Here is a 16,368-nt window from a genome sequence, read left to right as displayed (position 1 = left end):
AATATCCTGCATTTGTCAATAGGTTTTCACAATTTTTTTCATTTTTTACCAACTTTTACACAAAAAAATTATAAAGATATAGATTTTACAGACATAGAGCTTCAAATAGCTAGCATGTATAAAAATGTATAAAATCTCCTTTTTTATATGTAAATTAACCTTATAGTCTATTATTCTAATTTTTTTATTCAAAAGACTACTATTCTTTCCGTTTTTATGGTAAAATCTTTAACGGAGAAGGAAAATCGAGGTGAAATTATGGCAATTCCAAAATATCAATATATAAAAGATGAATTAAAGAACAAAATCATCTCTGGGCAATTTGCAAGTGGAGATAAATTTTACACTGAAGCTGAATTGATTGCAATGTATGATGTTAGTTCTATCACAGTTGTCCGTGCCTTAAACGACCTTGCCAAAGATGGTTATATTGTCCGCCAACAAGGAAAGGGTACATTCGTTTCACGCGCACGCAAACACAAACTCGTAGAGTTTTCAGATGTAGAAGTTTTTGAAACTAAAGATGATAAGGTGACCGTCCTTTCTATTGAACGCGGAAATAAACTAAACTACTTGGAAAAACTTGGATTACGTGGTGATCAGTTCTACTACAAGATTGAACGTGTCCGCGAAACAAATGGTGTCGCATACATCTACCACACATCATATATCCCAGAACAATACATCAACGCAAATTATCCAAATCTTGAATATTATAGTTCTATCTATAACCGTTTCAAATCAGATTACCACATTCACATGAATGATGAACATTTTGAAGAAATCAATGAAATAGCATTTCCAACTCCAGAACATGCGGCTTCGGTCCTCGGAGTCGATGAGCAATTCCCAACCGTTTTACAAACCAAGACTACTAAGCTAGAGTCTACTGGTCAAGTTCTCGCTTACAGCGAAACTTATAAACGAGCGGATTATTACAAAATCAAATTCATTTCATGTGACCGTGATCACTAAGAATAAAGCCTAAGCCTAATCGCTTGGGCTTTTTTCTATACATATTATACCACAATAATAAGAAAGCGCTTACTTTTTGTATGACCTTCTATATTTTGTAGAATATTTTATAGAAATAGGATTGAATTACACTACATATGCATATGTTAATAAATAGAATTCTTTATTTAATTTTTATTAGTTTTTATACTTATTATAGTTTTCCATCGTCTCCTCTTGACTCTTGTTAATATAAGAAATAAAATAAGGGTGTTGTTTTATGTAAACGCTATCAATATAAAATACAATCAGGAGGTTTTGCAATGAAACAAGAAAAACAACAACGTTTTTCCATTCGTAAATACGCTGTAGGAGCAGCTTCTGTTCTAATTGGATTTGCCTTCCAAGCACAGGCTGTTGCAGCCGATGGAGTTACTCCTACTACAGAAAGCCAATCGACCATCCATACGGTTTCCGATTCCCCTCAAGCATCTGAAAATCTGACTACTGAGGAAACACCTAAAGCAGAGCTTCAACCAGAAACTCCAAAAACTGTAGAAACAGAAACTCCAGCTACTGATAAGGTAGCTAATCTTCCAAAAACAGAGGAAAAAACACAAGAGGAAGTTAGTCCAACTCCTAGTGATAAAGAAGAAGTGGTAACTCCAACTTCTGTTGAAAAAGAAGCTGCCGATAAAAAGGCAGAAGAAGCTAGCCCTAAAAAGGAAGAGCAGAAAGAGGCTAATTCTAAAGAGTCGGATACAGACAAGACTGATAAGTCAGAAGCTGACAAAGATAAACCAGCTAAAAAAGATGAAACGAAAGCAGAAGCTGATAAACCAGCAACAGAGGCAGGAAAGGAACGCGCTGCAACTCAAAATGAAAAATTAGCTAAACGAAAAATCGTTTCAATTGATGCCGGACGTAAATATTTCTCACCTGAGCAGCTCAAAGAAATTATCGACAAAGCTAAAGAATATGGTTACACAGATCTTCATCTCTTGGTAGGTAACGATGGCCTCCGTTTCATGTTGGATGATATGTCTATGAAAGTGGGCGATAAAACCTACTCTAGTGATGATGTCAAACGCGCCATTGAAAATGGAACAAATGCTTATTACAATGATCCAAATGGTAACCATCTCACTGAAAGTCAGATGACAGATTTGATTAATTATGCCAAAGATAAAGGAATTGGAGTAATTCCAACTGTCAATAGTCCTGGACATATGGATGCTATGCTCCATGCTATGAAAGAACTTGGCATTGAGAATCCTAACTTTGATTATTTTGGTAAAAAATCGGAACGAACTGTTGACTTAAATAATAAACAAGCAGTCGATTTCACAAAAACTCTGATTGACAAATACGCTCACTACTTCTCTAACAAATCTGAAATTTTCAATATTGGACTAGATGAATATGCCAATGATGCGACAGATGCTAAAGGTTGGAGTGTGCTTCAAGCTGATAAATATTATCCAAATGAAGGTTACCCTGAAAAAGGATATGAAAAATTCATCTCTTACGCTAATGACCTCGCTCGTATTGTAAAATCTCACGGTCTCAAACCAATGGCCTTTAACGACGGTATCTACTACAATAGCGACACAAGCTTTGGTAGTTTTGACAAAGATATCATCGTTTCTATGTGGACTGGTGGTTGGGGTGGCTACGATGTTGCTTCTTCTAAACTACTAGCTGAAAAGGGCCACCAAATCCTTAATACCAACGATGCTTGGTACTACGTCCTCGGACGAAATGCTGACAGCCAAGGTTGGTACAATCTCGATCAGGGGCTCAATGGTATTAAAAATACACCAATCACTTCTGTTCCAAAAACAGAAGGAGCTGATGTTCCATTCATCGGTGGTATGGTAGCCGCTTGGGCTGATACACCATCTGCACGTTATTCCCCATCTCGCCTCTTCAAACTCATGCGTCATTTTGCAAATGCCAACGCTGAATACTTCGCAGCAGACTACCAGTCTGCTGAACAAGCACTGAAAGAAATTCCAGCAGACCTCAAGCGCTACACAACAGAAAGCGTTAATGCTGTCAAAGAAGCTGAAAAAGCAATCCGTTCCCTCGATAGCAACCTAAGCCGTGCTCAACAAGACACGATTGATCAAGCAATCGCAAAACTTCAAGAAGCTATTAGTCAGCTAATCTTCACCCCAGAAGCTCAAAAAGAAGAAGATGCTAAACGCGAACTTGAAAAACTTAATAAGAATAAAGTCATTTCCATCGATGCAGGTCGCAAATACTTCTCTCTAGATCAACTCAAACGTATCGTAGATAAGGCTAGCGAACTCGGCTACTCTGATGCCCATCTCCTTCTAGGAAATGATGGTCTTCGTTTCCTACTCGATGATATGACCATTACTGCCAACGGAAAAACCTATGCTAGTGATGACGTTAAAAAAGCTATTATCGAAGGAACGAAAGCTTACTACGACGATCCAAACGGTACTGCGTTGACACAGGCAGAAGTGACAGAGCTTGTTCAATACGCTAAGGAAAAAGGTATTGGTCTGATTCCAGCTATCAATAGTCCTGGACATATGGATGCCATGCTGGTTGCCATGGAAAAACTCGGCATCAAGAATCCTCAAGCCAACTTTGATAAAGTTTCAAAAACAACCATGGACCTTGAAAATCAAGAAGCCCTTAACTTTACCAAAGCGCTTATCGGTAAGTACATGGATTACTTTGCTGATAAATCAAAGATTTTCAACTATGGTACCGATGAATATGCCAATGATGCGACAAATGCCCAAGGTTGGTACTACCTCAAATGGTATGGACTCTATAACAAGTTCGCAGATTATTCTAACAGCCTAGCTGCTATGGCCAAGGAAAGAGGGCTTCAACCAATGGCCTTCAACGATGGCTTCTACTATGAGGATAAGGACGATGTTCAGTTTGACAAAGATGTCTTGATTTCTTACTGGTCTAAAGGATGGTGGGGCTACAATCTTGCATCACCTCAATACCTCGCAAGCAAGGGCTATAAGTTCTTGAATACAAATGGGGATTGGTACTATGTTTTAGGCAATCACAAACCAGACGAAGCTTATCCTCTTTCAAAAGCAATTGAAAATTCTGGAAAAGTTCCATTCAATCAACTTGCTTCTACCAAATATCCTGAAGTAGACCTTCCAACAGTCGGAAGTATGCTTGCTATCTGGGCAGATAAACCAAGCGCTGAATACAAGGAAGAAGAAATCTTTAAACTCATGACTGCCTTTGCAGACCACAACAAAGACTACTTCCGCGCTAATTATAATACGCTCCGTGAATTATTAGCTAAAATTCCTACAAACTTAGACGGATATAGCGCAGAAAGCCTAGCAGCCCTCAAGGCAGCAAAAGATGGACTCAACCTTAACCTCAACCGCAGCAAACAAGCTGAACTAGACGCACTAGTAGATAAACTAAAGACTGCCCTTAAAGGTCTGAAACCAGCTGCCACTCACTTAGGAAGCCTAGATGAAAATGAACTGGCTGCTAACGTTGAAAACCGACCAGAACTTCTTGTGAAGACAGAAGAAATCCCGTTTGAAGTTATCAAGAAAGACAATCCAAATCTCCCAGCTGGACAAGAAAAAGTTGTCAAAGCTGGAGTTCTAGGTGAACGTACTTCTTACATCTCTGTTCTTACAGAAAATGGGAAATCAACAGAAACCGTTCTTGATAGCCAGGTAACCAAAGAAGCTGTGAACCAAGTTGTTGAAGTTGGTGCTCCTGTAACTCACAAGGGTGATGAAAGTGGTCTTGCAGCAACTAGTGATGCAAAACCTAGACTAGATGTCCAAGAGGAAGAAATTCCATTCACCACCATCACTCGTGAAACCAATCAATTGCCTAAAGGACAATCTCGTGTCTTAACAGAAGGTGTAAACGGTCGTATAAGTCACTTCTATTCTGTAACTACGGCTGCAGACGGAACTGAAGTTAGAACATTGGTTACCAGTGTCGTAGCGCAGGAAGCTGTTACACAAGTAGTCGAAGTCGGAACTCTGGTAACACATGTAGGCGATGAAAACGGACAAGCCGCTGTCAAAGAAGAAAAACCAGCACAAGAAATCCCAAGTGTGCCAACTCCTGCGGTAGAAGAAAAATCAGTACTAGAGATTCCAGGCGAATCGGCTCCAACAACTGTTCCTGCTGAGGAAAACAAAGCTCTTCCTCAAGGTCCAGCTCCTGTAGCCACAGAGAAAAAACTTCCTGAAACAGGAAGTCACCATTCTGCAGGACTAGTAGTCGCAGGACTCATGACCACACTAGCAGCCTACGGACTCACTAAAAGAAAAGAAGACTAAGTCTTTTGGATAAAAAATAAACAGCGAGATTATGAACCTCGCTGTTTATTTTTTAATTAATCACCAAGTCCAAGACGTCCAAAGATATCATCCACTCGTTTGGTGTAGTAAAGAGGGTTAAAAATTTCGTCGATTTCCTCTTGTGTGAGACGTGATGTTACTTCTGGATCTGCCTCAAGAAGTGGTTTAAAGTCTACTTGATTGTCCCAAGAGTAAGCTGTTTTTGGTTGTACCAAGTCATAGGCTTGCTCACGGGTCATCCCTTTTTCAATCAAGGTCAACATAGCGCGTTGGCTGAAGATAAGACCAAAAGTCGAGTTCATGTTGCGGATCATGTTTTCTGGGAAGACAGTCAAGTTCTTAACAATATTTCCAAAACGGTTGAGCATGTAGTCAATCAAAATGGTTGTATCTGGTGTGATGATACGCTCAGCTGATGAGTGCGAAATATCGCGTTCATGCCAGAGAGCGACATTCTCATAGGCCGTAATCATGTGACCACGGATAACACGCGCAAGACCTGTCATGTTTTCAGAACCGATAGGGTTGCGTTTGTGAGGCATTGCTGAAGACCCTTTTTGCCCTTTAGCAAAGAATTCTTCCACTTCGCGTTGTTCTGATTTTTGCAAACCACGAATCTCAGTCGCCATACGTTCTATTGAAGTCGCGATGCTAGCAAGAACTGCAAAGTACTCAGCATGAAGGTCACGAGGAAGGACCTGTGTAGAGATTTCTTGAGCACGAATACCCAATTTGTCGCAGACATATTTTTCAACGAATGGTGGGATGTTGGCAAAGTTTCCAACCGCACCAGAAATCTTACCAGCTTCCACACCAGCAGCCGCATGCTCGAAACGCTCGATGTTGCGCTTCATTTCGCTATACCAAGTCGCCAATTTCAGACCAAAGGTTGTAGGTTCAGCGTGCACACCGTGGGTACGACCCATCATGATGGTAAACTTGTGCTCCTTAGCCTTATCAGCGATGATGTTGGTAAAGTTTTCAAGGTCACGACGGATGATGTCGTTGGCCTGCTTGTAGAGGTAGCCGTAGGCAGTATCCACCACGTCGGTAGAAGTCAACCCATAGTGGACCCACTTGCGCTCTTCACCAAGCGTCTCAGAAACCGCACGTGTGAAGGCAACCACATCGTGACGCGTCTCCTGCTCAATCTCCAAAATACGGTCGATGTCAAAGTCCGCCTTCTCGCGAATCAAAGCCACATCTTCCTTAGGGATTTCCCCCAACTCAGCCCATGCCTCGTCAGCCAAGATTTCCACCTCAAGCCAAGCACGGTATTTATTTTCTTCACTCCAAATGTTCGCCATCTCAGGGCGAGAGTAACGGTTGATCATGTTGTTAATTTTTCCTTTCTTTTTCTACTTCACGATGTGAAAACAAAGCATAGAACATTGATTAGCCAAATTATTCAAATTCTTCTTTCCCAATCCATACAGACGGGTAATGTTCCAATGAATTAAGGTCTGTATCCAGTGGCAAGTCATAAATTGCTAAATAGTTTTCAGGGTATTGAGCAAGCAACTCTTCATACTTAGATTTCACCTTTTCGTGATTACTACTAGCATACAAGACTTCGACGACTGCTCCAGTATTATCTTTTTCAACAAATGCGTTGACAATGAGTTGTATCATATAATTGATAAAGTCCGTAGCCCGTATTCAGTTTTAATGAATATAGGTGCCCTTGTTCCTTTCTTTTTTATTTTTAATTAAGCAATTGATTCAAATCTTCTAAAACATTATAATTCATACTGTTATAATTATTAATAATCAGACTACGTGAATTTTGATACTCTATCCAAAATGATTCATTTATTTTCGATAGATTACTACTTAATAACTGTGTAATTACTGATACAAGTTGATTCATATTCGAATTTTGCTCTAAGGCCGCAACTCCAAATTGTAATCTAGCGATTGCTAAACAAAACGCCCAATCATCAATTGATAACGTGAATTTTATATTATTACAATCTATTTTTGATAAGACAAATGAAAATACTAGCAAACTCCAAATATTATTCGTGCTAATTGTCCAAGAAGTACCTTTATTTTTAAAGTCTTTGATAATATTACTAAAAGACTTATAAACAACTGAAACTACATTATCTGCATATTGAATTAATTCATCAACATGGCTTCCCTCGGAAATACGTACATCTAATGACGTAGCTGCTAACTCACTCAGTATAACTTCATCTATACTACAAATTGGATCTATAATAATAGAGCTATTCTCATAAATTCTACCCTGTTTGATTAGTTGTACTAATAGCTCTCCTAATGCAGTTAAATTTATTAAATTACTAATTTTGCGATCTTGAGTATAAGCCCCTTTATATAAAATCGAATTTGATATCTGAGAAATTGATTGCTTATCTTTAATTAATTTCTTTATTCTCGAGTTAAGAAATTCAAATTGGGAATCTTTTCGAATCAATTTACGAAATTGTCTCAATGCTGTTAGTAAAGCTTTCTCACGCTCCTTTAAATCCGATTTATCTATATTCGTAGCTTTTAAAAACAGATTTTCAATCTGCAAAAAGCCATCATATTTTAATAACGAATTTATCAATTCATAAAAATATGCTAGATTTTTATCACGAAATTCAAAACCTAAAATGCTAATAACTAATTCAGTAGCAATATAAAAATATTTGTCGTATATATTAACATAAAAATGACTGCTATCTAAGTAATTAGAAATAAAATCTTCTAATGCTCTATTATTCATCTCTTTGTTTATAAAGAGATCATTTCCTTTTATTTCATTTTTCTCATCTTGAATAGATTTATGTTCTAACTTAAACTGAGAATATTGACTTAATAGAAGAGGTTCCTCTGATTCATCTGTAATAACTCCACCATATACAAAATAATTTTGTTGCCCAATATTAAATTTTCCATTTTTTTCAGCAATACCGCCTGTATTACCAGATTCATCAAGGTATACTTTTTTCATCAATTTCCTTTCCTTACTCACCCCCTCTTTTCCAAATAAACACAGATGGGTAGTTCGATAAAGTGTTAAAATAGACATCCAACAACAAATCATATATCGCTAAATGTTTCTCAGAGTATTGAGTAACCAGCTCTTCAAACTTAGCTTTCACCTTTTCACAAATGTAATCATAGTAACATTCTTAAAAAAAAGGTATCTGGAATATTTTGCTTGGGGATATTTTTATTTGATTCAATTATTTGCACTAATTTTTCATAGTTTTCATTTTCCATTATTTTATCTTTATAATTTTCACCACCATAAAATACACAACCACGAATTTCCCTATACAAATCCATCCCAGTGTATTTACTTAGCTGTCTATATTTATCTTTTGCAATATCGTCTCCGAGCTTTATCTTATAATTTATTATTATTGTCCCTAAAGTATAAGATGAAATACACATATTTCCAATGGTTGTAAACACCTCTTTCTCAGCATCCAATTTTACATCTATAACAATCTCTCTATATTGACTAATAATCTCAGCTAATTGTTTATTGCTAAAGTATTCATTTATTTCTTTAGGTAATCCAATTTGTTCTATCATTTCTGGAGTTACAACAATTTGGATACTCTTTTTTATTGTATCTACCATATATGGATTTAAAAAATTATTAATGATTATTGGAATAGTAACCGATAAGATAACTCCCACAAAAAATGTGCTTTTCGAAACTTTTCTTAGGTAGGGGAGAGGTAAAACAATTGTTAGAGCAAGGTAACAAACAAGCACTAAAAAAAAGTAAAATAAAATTACACTAAACTTTTGAATATCATCAAAGGAATTAAGAATTAATATTGAAACTGCTATTGGAATTAAGTAATATTGGAAGCTCACCCAGTAGTACCTATATCTCAACAAATATATCATCAAATCTACAAAAAATAAAATGTAGCTTATTATTCCTAGAACGAATATAACAGCTTCATTTGAAAAAAAAATAAGAATTAATGCAAACACACTCATTATTATCATGATAATAAAAGACGAAAATTCGAATAATTTTTTATCTATAATTCTTCTTTTTTCAATATCTGTTTTCATAGATTCATCTAAAATGTAAAAATAATTTTTATCCCTTACTTCTTTAATTAAATCCTTTATATTGTTAAATGGATCATCTATTTTAATATAATAATATCTAGAAATAGATAGAAGTAGTATGAAGGATATTAATAATAAAATTTTATTATTTGAGTATACTGCTAATAAAAATAATCCAATACTACATAAACTATAAAATTTTTTAAAATTTAAGAACACTCTTTCAAACTCACCTCTTCAATCAATCCCTTTCCCAAATTCATCCACACTATCTGGCACATCACTAAACAAAGTCACATGCCCCATCTTGCGGTTGTGCTTCGCCTCTATTTTACCATACATGTGGAGGTGGGCGCTTGGATTTTCTGTGACATATTTTTCAGCAACCTCGACGTGTTGGCCGAGGACATTGAGCATGACAGCTGTCGCATGTAGTTTGATGTCTGGCAATGGTGCTCCCAGAACGCCTAAAATGTGGGTATCAAATTGAGAGAAATCACAGGCTTCAATCGAGTAGTGACCAGAATTGTGTGGACGTGGCGCAATTTCATTGACAATGATGTCATCAGCAGTCGCAAACATTTCCACACAAAGTGTTCCAGACAAGTTCAGTTGTTCTGCGATTCGCACTACCATGGCTTTGGCCTTGTCTGCTAAACTCTCAGAAATTCGAGCTGGAACAATGGTCTTAGATAGAATGTTGTTACGGTGGACATTTTCCTGAACTGGGAAAACCGTCACGTCCTTACCATTACCAGACACGATGACAGAAATCTCAAGGTCAAAGTTGACAAATTCCTCTAAAACGCAAGCTGCTGAGTCAGCTAACGCATAGGCTTCTTCCAAGTCTGCTTCCGAGCGAATGACCTTTTGTCCATGCCCATCATAGCCACCTGTCGCAGTCTTGAGGACATAGTTTTTCGACAGGTCCATATCTGCCAAGTCTTGGCTAGAAGTCACAACCTTGTAAGGAGCCACCGTTACTTGGGCCTTGTTTGAGAGAAAATCTTTTTCAAAAATACGATTTTGCGAAATGCGAAGCAGGTCTGTCCCTTGTGGAAGTTGCCCATCCTTGACAACCGCATCCAATCCGTCGGCATCGACATTTTCAAACTCATAGGTGAGGACATCGCAACGCTCAGCCAACTGACGCAGAGCATCCACGTCATTATAAGGAGCCACGATGATCTCCGCCACGCGAGAGGCCGGGCAATCCGCCGCAGGATCCAGCGCGATAACCTTGTGGCCCATGTAGATAGCAGAAATGGCCATCATTTGACCTAGCTGGCCGCCACCGATAATTCCGATTGTTTTAGATGAGCTCATTCGTCGACTCCTCTGCGATTTTTCCTTGCTCTTCTGCGAAATCTGCCAATGCTGTCGCGATAGACTGATCCTCTACTGAAAGGAGACGGAGGGCAAAGAGCGCTGCATTTGTCGCACCCGCTTCCCCAATAGCCATAGTTGCCACAGGTACACCGCCCGGCATCTGCACAATCGAATAAAGAGAATCCACGCCACTAAGGGCACGTGATTTGACAGGTACACCAATGACTGGAAGGGTGGTTTTAGCCGCTACCATTCCTGGCAAATGTGCGGCACCACCAGCACCCGCGATGATGACCTTGATCCCGCGGCTACGAGCTTCGTCGGCATGTCTGAACATGAAATCAGGTGTACGGTGGGCAGAGACAACTTTCTTTTCGTAGGCTACATCGAAGCGGTCTAGAACCTCTGCTGTTTTTTGCATGGTGGCCCAGTCGGATTTTGAGCCCATGATGATGGAAATAATTGGTTTGGTCATAATTTTCCTTTTCTTTCTTTTTTCAATCACTTTAGGTTGTGAGGGACGGAAGCAAACCTTTGGTTTCATTCCTAAACTTTGATTCTAAAGTCTCAAAGTTTCCCCCGGCCAGAACAGATGTTATTCAGGTCTTTTCACCACGGCGACCATTATCGTACTTGGCGACTTCGTCGCTTCTTCTTATATCTTTATCGAATAGCCTTGCTTCCAATATCTGTTCGGTAAAAGAGGCCTTCTGTTTGTTGTTGGGCGAGTTCTTGGTAGATGGTACTTTGGGCTTCTTTAACGGTGTCTGCTGTGGTGACGAGCATATAGACACGGCCACCGTTTGAAAGAAGGTCTTGCTCATTTTCAGCGAACTTAGCCCCTGCATAGTAGGTGATGATGTCGCCATCGGTTTTAGCTGGCAACTTGACACCTTTTTCATAGTCTAGCGGGTACCCATTGGATGCGACAACTACACCAAGTGTCACACCCTTGTCCGTCCATGTGATGTTTGGCTCCTTGCCATCCAGAATATCTGTGATATTTTGGGCAAAGTCAGATGTCAAACGAGGTAGGATAATCTGGGTTTCAGGATCTCCAAAGCGAGCATTAAACTCGATAACCTTAGGTCCATCAGCTGTCAAGATAAGCCCTGCGTAAAGAACTCCCAGATAAGGGCGACCTTCTTTAATCATCCCTTCGAGGACTGGCTTGACAATGGTGTCAACCGCTGTATCAACTACACTCTGTGGTAAATGAGGAACTGGCGCATAGGCACCCATCCCACCAGTGTTAGGACCCTTGTCCTCGTCGTAGGCTCGTTTGTGGTCCTGAGCCGTTGGCATGATGTAGAATTTGTCCCCATTGACAAAGGCAAAGAGAGAAAATTCCTCTCCTTCAAGGAATTCCTCAATAACCACACGCGCACCTGAGTCACCAAATTTATTATCCAAAAGCATCTCGTGAGCTGCTTCGACCGCTTGCTCGACTGTCTCAGCAACAACGACACCTTTCCCGAGCGCCAAGCCATCCGCCTTGACTACGATAGGCGCACCCTGCTTTTCGATATAGGCCTTGGCTTCCTCAAAATCTGAGAATGTGCCATAAGCTGCTGTCGGAACGCCGTATTTGACCATGATTTCCTTGGCAAAATCCTTGGACCACTCCAGCTCCGCTGCTAATCTTGTCGGACCAAAAGCCCTGAGGCCTGCTTGGTTAAAATCATCCACAATCCCAGCCGCAAGGGCGTCATCTGGCCCGATAAAGGACCAAGCGATATCGTTGTCTTTTGCAAACTCAATCAATTTAGAATGTTCGGAAATAGAGATATCTACCAATTCCAACCCATCCAGAGTCATACCGTCATTCCCAGGAGCTACAAATACTTTTTCAACGTCTTTTGATTCAAGTAACTTTTTAGCAATCGCATGCTCACGACCACCCGAACCGACAACTAACAGCTTCATCTTACAACCTCTTTGCGAATTATTTACTAATATTATAACACAAACGTTCGTTTTAATCCAATGAATATCATAAATATTTGATTATTAGTAGAATCAAATTCCTATACTATAGCTAAAGTATTTCCAAAGAGTCGTATTACTTAACTATTTTACACAGATATTCCAACTTTCCTTCACTCATAGCGATTAATACTCCACCTTAGAAATATTCATAGAGACACCAAAAAATTCAAATCCCTATTTATTCCAATTCTAATTTCTAAGTCTTTTATCCAACTGAATAAAAATATAAGGGATTTAATCCACATATCCATTTATCCAATTTAAACTAGGATTGTTCATATTCATGTTAATGATTTCAAGATAAATACACAAGCAATACAAGATTAAATATATTTTTCTATTTATAGATAAGCAAAAAGCAGACACCTTAAAATTAGTATAATAATTAACAATCATTAAACTGATAATTTTTTGATACGAAAAAATAGAAAAAGCCTAGCATATGCTAAGCTTCTATGAAATTACGATATAGAATCAATCTTCGAATCCAGATAAAAAGAATGCCTCCGATGCAAATAGAGAATAAGTGGATTAGAAAATGGAGTTACTAAAACCAACTTGTAAAAATTCTAAAAAGAAACGGTCTTAGCTTTGTATTAGAGTAACCTGAAAATCTGGTAATCAATGCTTTATTTGAGGGATAAAAATTTCTGATTGATTTTTATATTTAATTTTTTGATTCGTATTATTTATAATCAATCCGCACCAATTATCAAGATTAATGCTTTCGTATAATGACTCGCTTAAAATTTTATTTTTAACATAATACGCTTGTGGATAATATGTTTCAATAATATGTTTAATAAAGCTATTAAAACAAATTGGCCCTGAAACAGATAATCTTGTACTAGAATTCTGAAGATGCATATGGCTTGCAGGGTGCAACTCTGTATCTTTTTCCAAATCAAAATCAAGCCTTATAGCAGTTCGCATTAATAACTTATCTTTTTCGTAAATACCTACTGAAATTTCATCCAATAGTTGAGTTAATGCTTCAACTTCATATTCCTCGTATAATCTATTTAAAGGACATGGTACATAAGAAAAATTTTGTTTTAATAATTTTTCTCTTCCATCAAAAATTAACGAACATCGTATTACACTATTATCAAACAAAAGCATTTGAAAACTTTTTGCTTCTATAATTTTTTCATATGAATTAATTGATAAAAAATTACCCTCATTCACTCCTGAAACTTTTTTACTCCAACATATATTATACCGAGTCTTTTTTGGATCAGTATCTGATTCAATATCTATTACTGGATAAATTTTCTCCTTAGCAAATCCAGAACCCTCCAATAAATCAATAGTATTTTTCATTTGATCATAATGCAGTTTAACTTTTTTAGGAGACTTTATATAATTTAAATTTTTTTCATCAGTCATATTGAGTGAACTTTCCTAATTCTTCAAGATACTCCTCATTTAACTCCCCAGAGGTAATCATCTTCTTCAACTCATCAATTATCTTCCTTGCCTTATGATCATTGTGACTTAGCTCTCTATGAACTCTTCTCATTTTCCTAATTTGTTCATCAGTAGGAACTTTAAATTGTAAATGATAATTGTTAGAACGACATTCGTTTATTTCGTCCATTAACTGTTCCATTTCATCACCTACACCAGTAATACAAACCCAAGCTTTAGATCTTGTGATGGCTGTAAAGATCGCATTTCTCTTCTTTATAAGTTCTGGACCTGATATACAGTAGTCGGCATTAACTACATATACTACCGCTGATTCATTCCCTTTTGCCCTATAGATACTAGAACAAGTGACATAGCCTTTCTCTTTGAAAGTATCTCGATCTGTTGTCACACCAGCTAAATTACTAGAAATTGACCTTTTAAGTAACGAATCCTGTAATTTATAATACTCTTTCTTCGATGTATAGGCATCTGGAAAAATTACCAAAATATCTTCAGGTAAGAGGTCATCCTCTGCAATATTTTTTTGAATCTGTTCTGCAATATATTCATATTGATCAAACATTGAATCAAATTTATTAATAATTATCGAATTTTCTGGATTAATTTCCAATTCATCAAAATATCTAGGGGATGATTCTCTTTTTCTTTTTAACGAGACAATCTGTCCAGCTCTCAAACTACCTTCTACAATTTCATAACCTATATCTTGCCACAATTCATCATTATTAAAAAATTGAATTAACTCATCGCGATATATTCCAAACCCAATTGAATGAGCTAGAGTTAACGCCCATTTGGTATTTCTATAACAAACTGGCAACACAATATCACTTTGAGGTTGGTCGGGACGATTTTCAATACTTATTTTAGCAGTACCATCTTCATTTGTTCCAAACATCTCTTCTAGAGAGGGCATTTGTTCTGTGTTAAGATTCTGTAATTCATCATAAGCATAAACTATTTTGTGAGAATCTTTAGTTATCTTATAGCAGAGTTGAAAAAAATTAGCAGGCATATCTTGCGCTTCATCAATTAAAATTGCATCATATTTATGAGTGTAACTATCAGATACCAAATTTATGATACCTGAGATTGCCCCCTGAAACTCACGATTCCTACCATATTTCTGTAATGCGAGATTATAATTTTCTGGAACAATACCTAGATTATGACATACTTCTGAGTATACTCCTATTTCTGTACCGGCCCCCCAAGCATGAAGAATTTGTAGTTTATCTTCATTTATTGGTTCATCTGAGTACTCTTTGTAAAACATGTTAATCATATCATAAAATTGTTGACCCAGACTACGAGTATAGAATGTCACTGCTATTTTCCACTCTGGATATTGGAAATGTAAATATGCTGCCTTCTTAGCCAGTACCACTGTTTTCCCAGAACCTGCCAATCCTCGAATACGCTGAATTCCTTCCGGATCCTCAAATGCTGCATGATTTTGCCACTTATCCAAATTAGCAATTTCTTTTTCAATTGCTTGTATCTTGTAGCCCTTTGAAGTACTTGATGTAATTTCCCTCTTAGTTTTACTCCCACCTTGTCCCATTTTCTGTAGAGCTGCAACTATTTTTCTATATAATGTCAATTCTACTGTCTGCTTTTGTGAAGTAAACTTTTCCTTAAAGTCATCAATAGTTAAAATAAACTCAGATTCTAATTTTTTTGGAGTCTCAGCAAGAAAAGTAAAGATTATCGGTTCAAATGCTAATCTTCTTCCTGATCTCAAAGAGGAATACCTTTGGAAATTATATTCAATTTGATAATATAGACTATCTTGATAATCCCTTATTTCCTCTAGAGTAGCAAAATTTTCAAACGAAAAACTCACAATTCCATATTCTAATGATAATAGCAGTGCATCTAGTGTAGTCTTAGATTCATCCTGAGCCCGTAATGGATATCCCAAATATAACGTCCCATCATCGATTAAAGTTTCTAAACATTCTATCAGTTTATTTGCAGCAAACTGGTTCTTTATAACACCACGTACAATATCCATTTCTCCTCCATTGTTACAAGTATTTTCCTTGCAATACTATTTGTTTCAGTAACTAGTATTCTACCAAAATTTTCTATAGATTGCTTACATAACCCATCACAAACATTTCAATCAATTTTCATCATCATTCTTCTAAACAAAATTATCATCAATCTCATTTTCAGCTTATCTCAATATAGGCTTTGCAAATCATATTACTAATCAACTTAAATTACTTGGCGAATTTCTAGATAGTTAGACTAAATAACA

At 37.3% G+C, this 16,368-nt stretch carries 11 protein-coding genes; 2 read left to right on the top strand and 9 right to left on the bottom strand.

What is annotated here, in order from left to right:
* The first annotated feature begins 258 nt into the window (after positions 1-258).
* Complete coding sequence (locus AXK38_00575) at positions 259-975, top strand: GntR family transcriptional regulator (GenBank protein ID AMH87890.1); 717 nt, start codon at positions 259-261, stop codon at positions 973-975.
* Between the two features lie 302 nt (positions 976-1,277).
* Positions 1,278-5,279 (top strand): beta-N-acetylhexosaminidase, encoded by a 4,002-nt coding sequence (locus AXK38_00570; GenBank protein AMH87889.1) that lies wholly within the window; start codon positions 1,278-1,280, stop codon positions 5,277-5,279.
* A 56-nt stretch (positions 5,280-5,335) separates the two neighbouring features.
* Here the strand turns inward: AXK38_00570 and AXK38_00565 are convergent, their stop codons facing one another.
* The 9 genes from AXK38_00565 to AXK38_00525 form a co-directional block, all read right to left on the bottom strand.
* Positions 5,336-6,634, bottom strand: coding sequence for an adenylosuccinate lyase (locus AXK38_00565; GenBank protein ID AMH87888.1), 1,299 nt, complete (start codon positions 6,632-6,634; stop codon positions 5,336-5,338).
* A 70-nt stretch (positions 6,635-6,704) separates the two neighbouring features.
* Positions 6,705-6,932 (bottom strand): phosphoribosylaminoimidazole carboxylase, encoded by a 228-nt coding sequence (locus AXK38_00560; GenBank protein AMH87887.1) that lies wholly within the window; start codon positions 6,930-6,932, stop codon positions 6,705-6,707.
* Between the two features lie 73 nt (positions 6,933-7,005).
* Positions 7,006-8,262 carry a hypothetical protein gene (locus AXK38_00555; GenBank protein ID AMH87886.1) on the bottom strand — a complete coding sequence of 419 codons (1,257 nt, stop codon included), beginning with the start codon at positions 8,260-8,262 and terminating at the stop codon, positions 7,006-7,008.
* A 167-nt stretch (positions 8,263-8,429) separates the two neighbouring features.
* Positions 8,430-9,569 (bottom strand): hypothetical protein, encoded by a 1,140-nt coding sequence (locus AXK38_00550; protein ID AMH87885.1) that lies wholly within the window; start codon positions 9,567-9,569, stop codon positions 8,430-8,432.
* 18 nt (positions 9,570-9,587) lie between these two features.
* Complete coding sequence (locus tag AXK38_00545) at positions 9,588-10,676, bottom strand: 5-(carboxyamino)imidazole ribonucleotide synthase (protein ID AMH87884.1); 1,089 nt, start codon at positions 10,674-10,676, stop codon at positions 9,588-9,590.
* Entirely contained in the window at positions 10,663-11,154 is a 492-nt protein-coding gene (locus tag AXK38_00540; GenBank protein AMH87883.1) for a phosphoribosyl carboxyaminoimidazole mutase, read from the bottom strand. Before AXK38_00540 ends, AXK38_00545 begins: the two co-directional genes overlap by 14 nt.
* 188 nt (positions 11,155-11,342) lie before the next feature.
* The gene (locus tag AXK38_00535) at positions 11,343-12,605 is read right to left on the bottom strand and encodes a phosphoribosylamine--glycine ligase (protein ID AMH87882.1); all 1,263 of its coding nucleotides are present in this window, start codon (positions 12,603-12,605) and stop codon (positions 11,343-11,345) included.
* A gap of 684 nt (positions 12,606-13,289) precedes the next feature.
* A complete protein-coding gene (locus tag AXK38_00530; GenBank protein AMH87881.1) occupies positions 13,290-14,057 on the bottom strand; it encodes a hypothetical protein in 768 nt (255 codons plus the stop codon).
* Positions 14,050-16,119, bottom strand: coding sequence for a hypothetical protein (locus tag AXK38_00525; GenBank protein ID AMH87880.1), 2,070 nt, complete (start codon positions 16,117-16,119; stop codon positions 14,050-14,052). Before AXK38_00525 ends, AXK38_00530 begins: the two co-directional genes overlap by 8 nt.
* Positions 16,120-16,368: the final 249 nt, after the last annotated feature.

The organism is Streptococcus mitis, from assembly GCA_001560895.1.
GTDB lineage: Bacteria > Bacillota > Bacilli > Lactobacillales > Streptococcaceae > Streptococcus > Streptococcus mitis_Q.
The sequence above is the reverse complement of the archived record's forward strand: the minus strand, read 5'-3'. Positions and strand labels throughout refer to the sequence as shown.

Bases quoted from the DNA above. Each gene is read 5' to 3' on its own strand.
- AXK38_00575 (AMH87890.1), top strand. From the start codon at position 259: ATGGCAATTCCAAAATATCAATATATAAAAGATGAATTAAAGAACAAA.
- AXK38_00570 (AMH87889.1), top strand. From the start codon at position 1,278: ATGAAACAAGAAAAACAACAACGTTTTTCCATTCGTAAATACGCTGTA.
- AXK38_00565 (AMH87888.1), bottom strand. From the start codon at position 6,634: ATGATCAACCGTTACTCTCGCCCTGAGATGGCGAACATTTGGAGTGAA.
- AXK38_00560 (AMH87887.1), bottom strand. From the start codon at position 6,932: ATGATACAACTCATTGTCAACGCATTTGTTGAAAAAGATAATACTGGA.
- AXK38_00555 (AMH87886.1), bottom strand. From the start codon at position 8,262: ATGAAAAAAGTATACCTTGATGAATCTGGTAATACAGGCGGTATTGCT.
- AXK38_00545 (AMH87884.1), bottom strand. From the start codon at position 10,676: ATGAGCTCATCTAAAACAATCGGAATTATCGGTGGCGGCCAGCTAGGT.
- AXK38_00540 (AMH87883.1), bottom strand. From the start codon at position 11,154: ATGACCAAACCAATTATTTCCATCATCATGGGCTCAAAATCCGACTGG.
- AXK38_00535 (AMH87882.1), bottom strand. From the start codon at position 12,605: ATGAAGCTGTTAGTTGTCGGTTCGGGTGGTCGTGAGCATGCGATTGCT.
- AXK38_00530 (AMH87881.1), bottom strand. From the start codon at position 14,057: ATGACTGATGAAAAAAATTTAAATTATATAAAGTCTCCTAAAAAAGTT.
- AXK38_00525 (AMH87880.1), bottom strand. From the start codon at position 16,119: ATGGATATTGTACGTGGTGTTATAAAGAACCAGTTTGCTGCAAATAAA.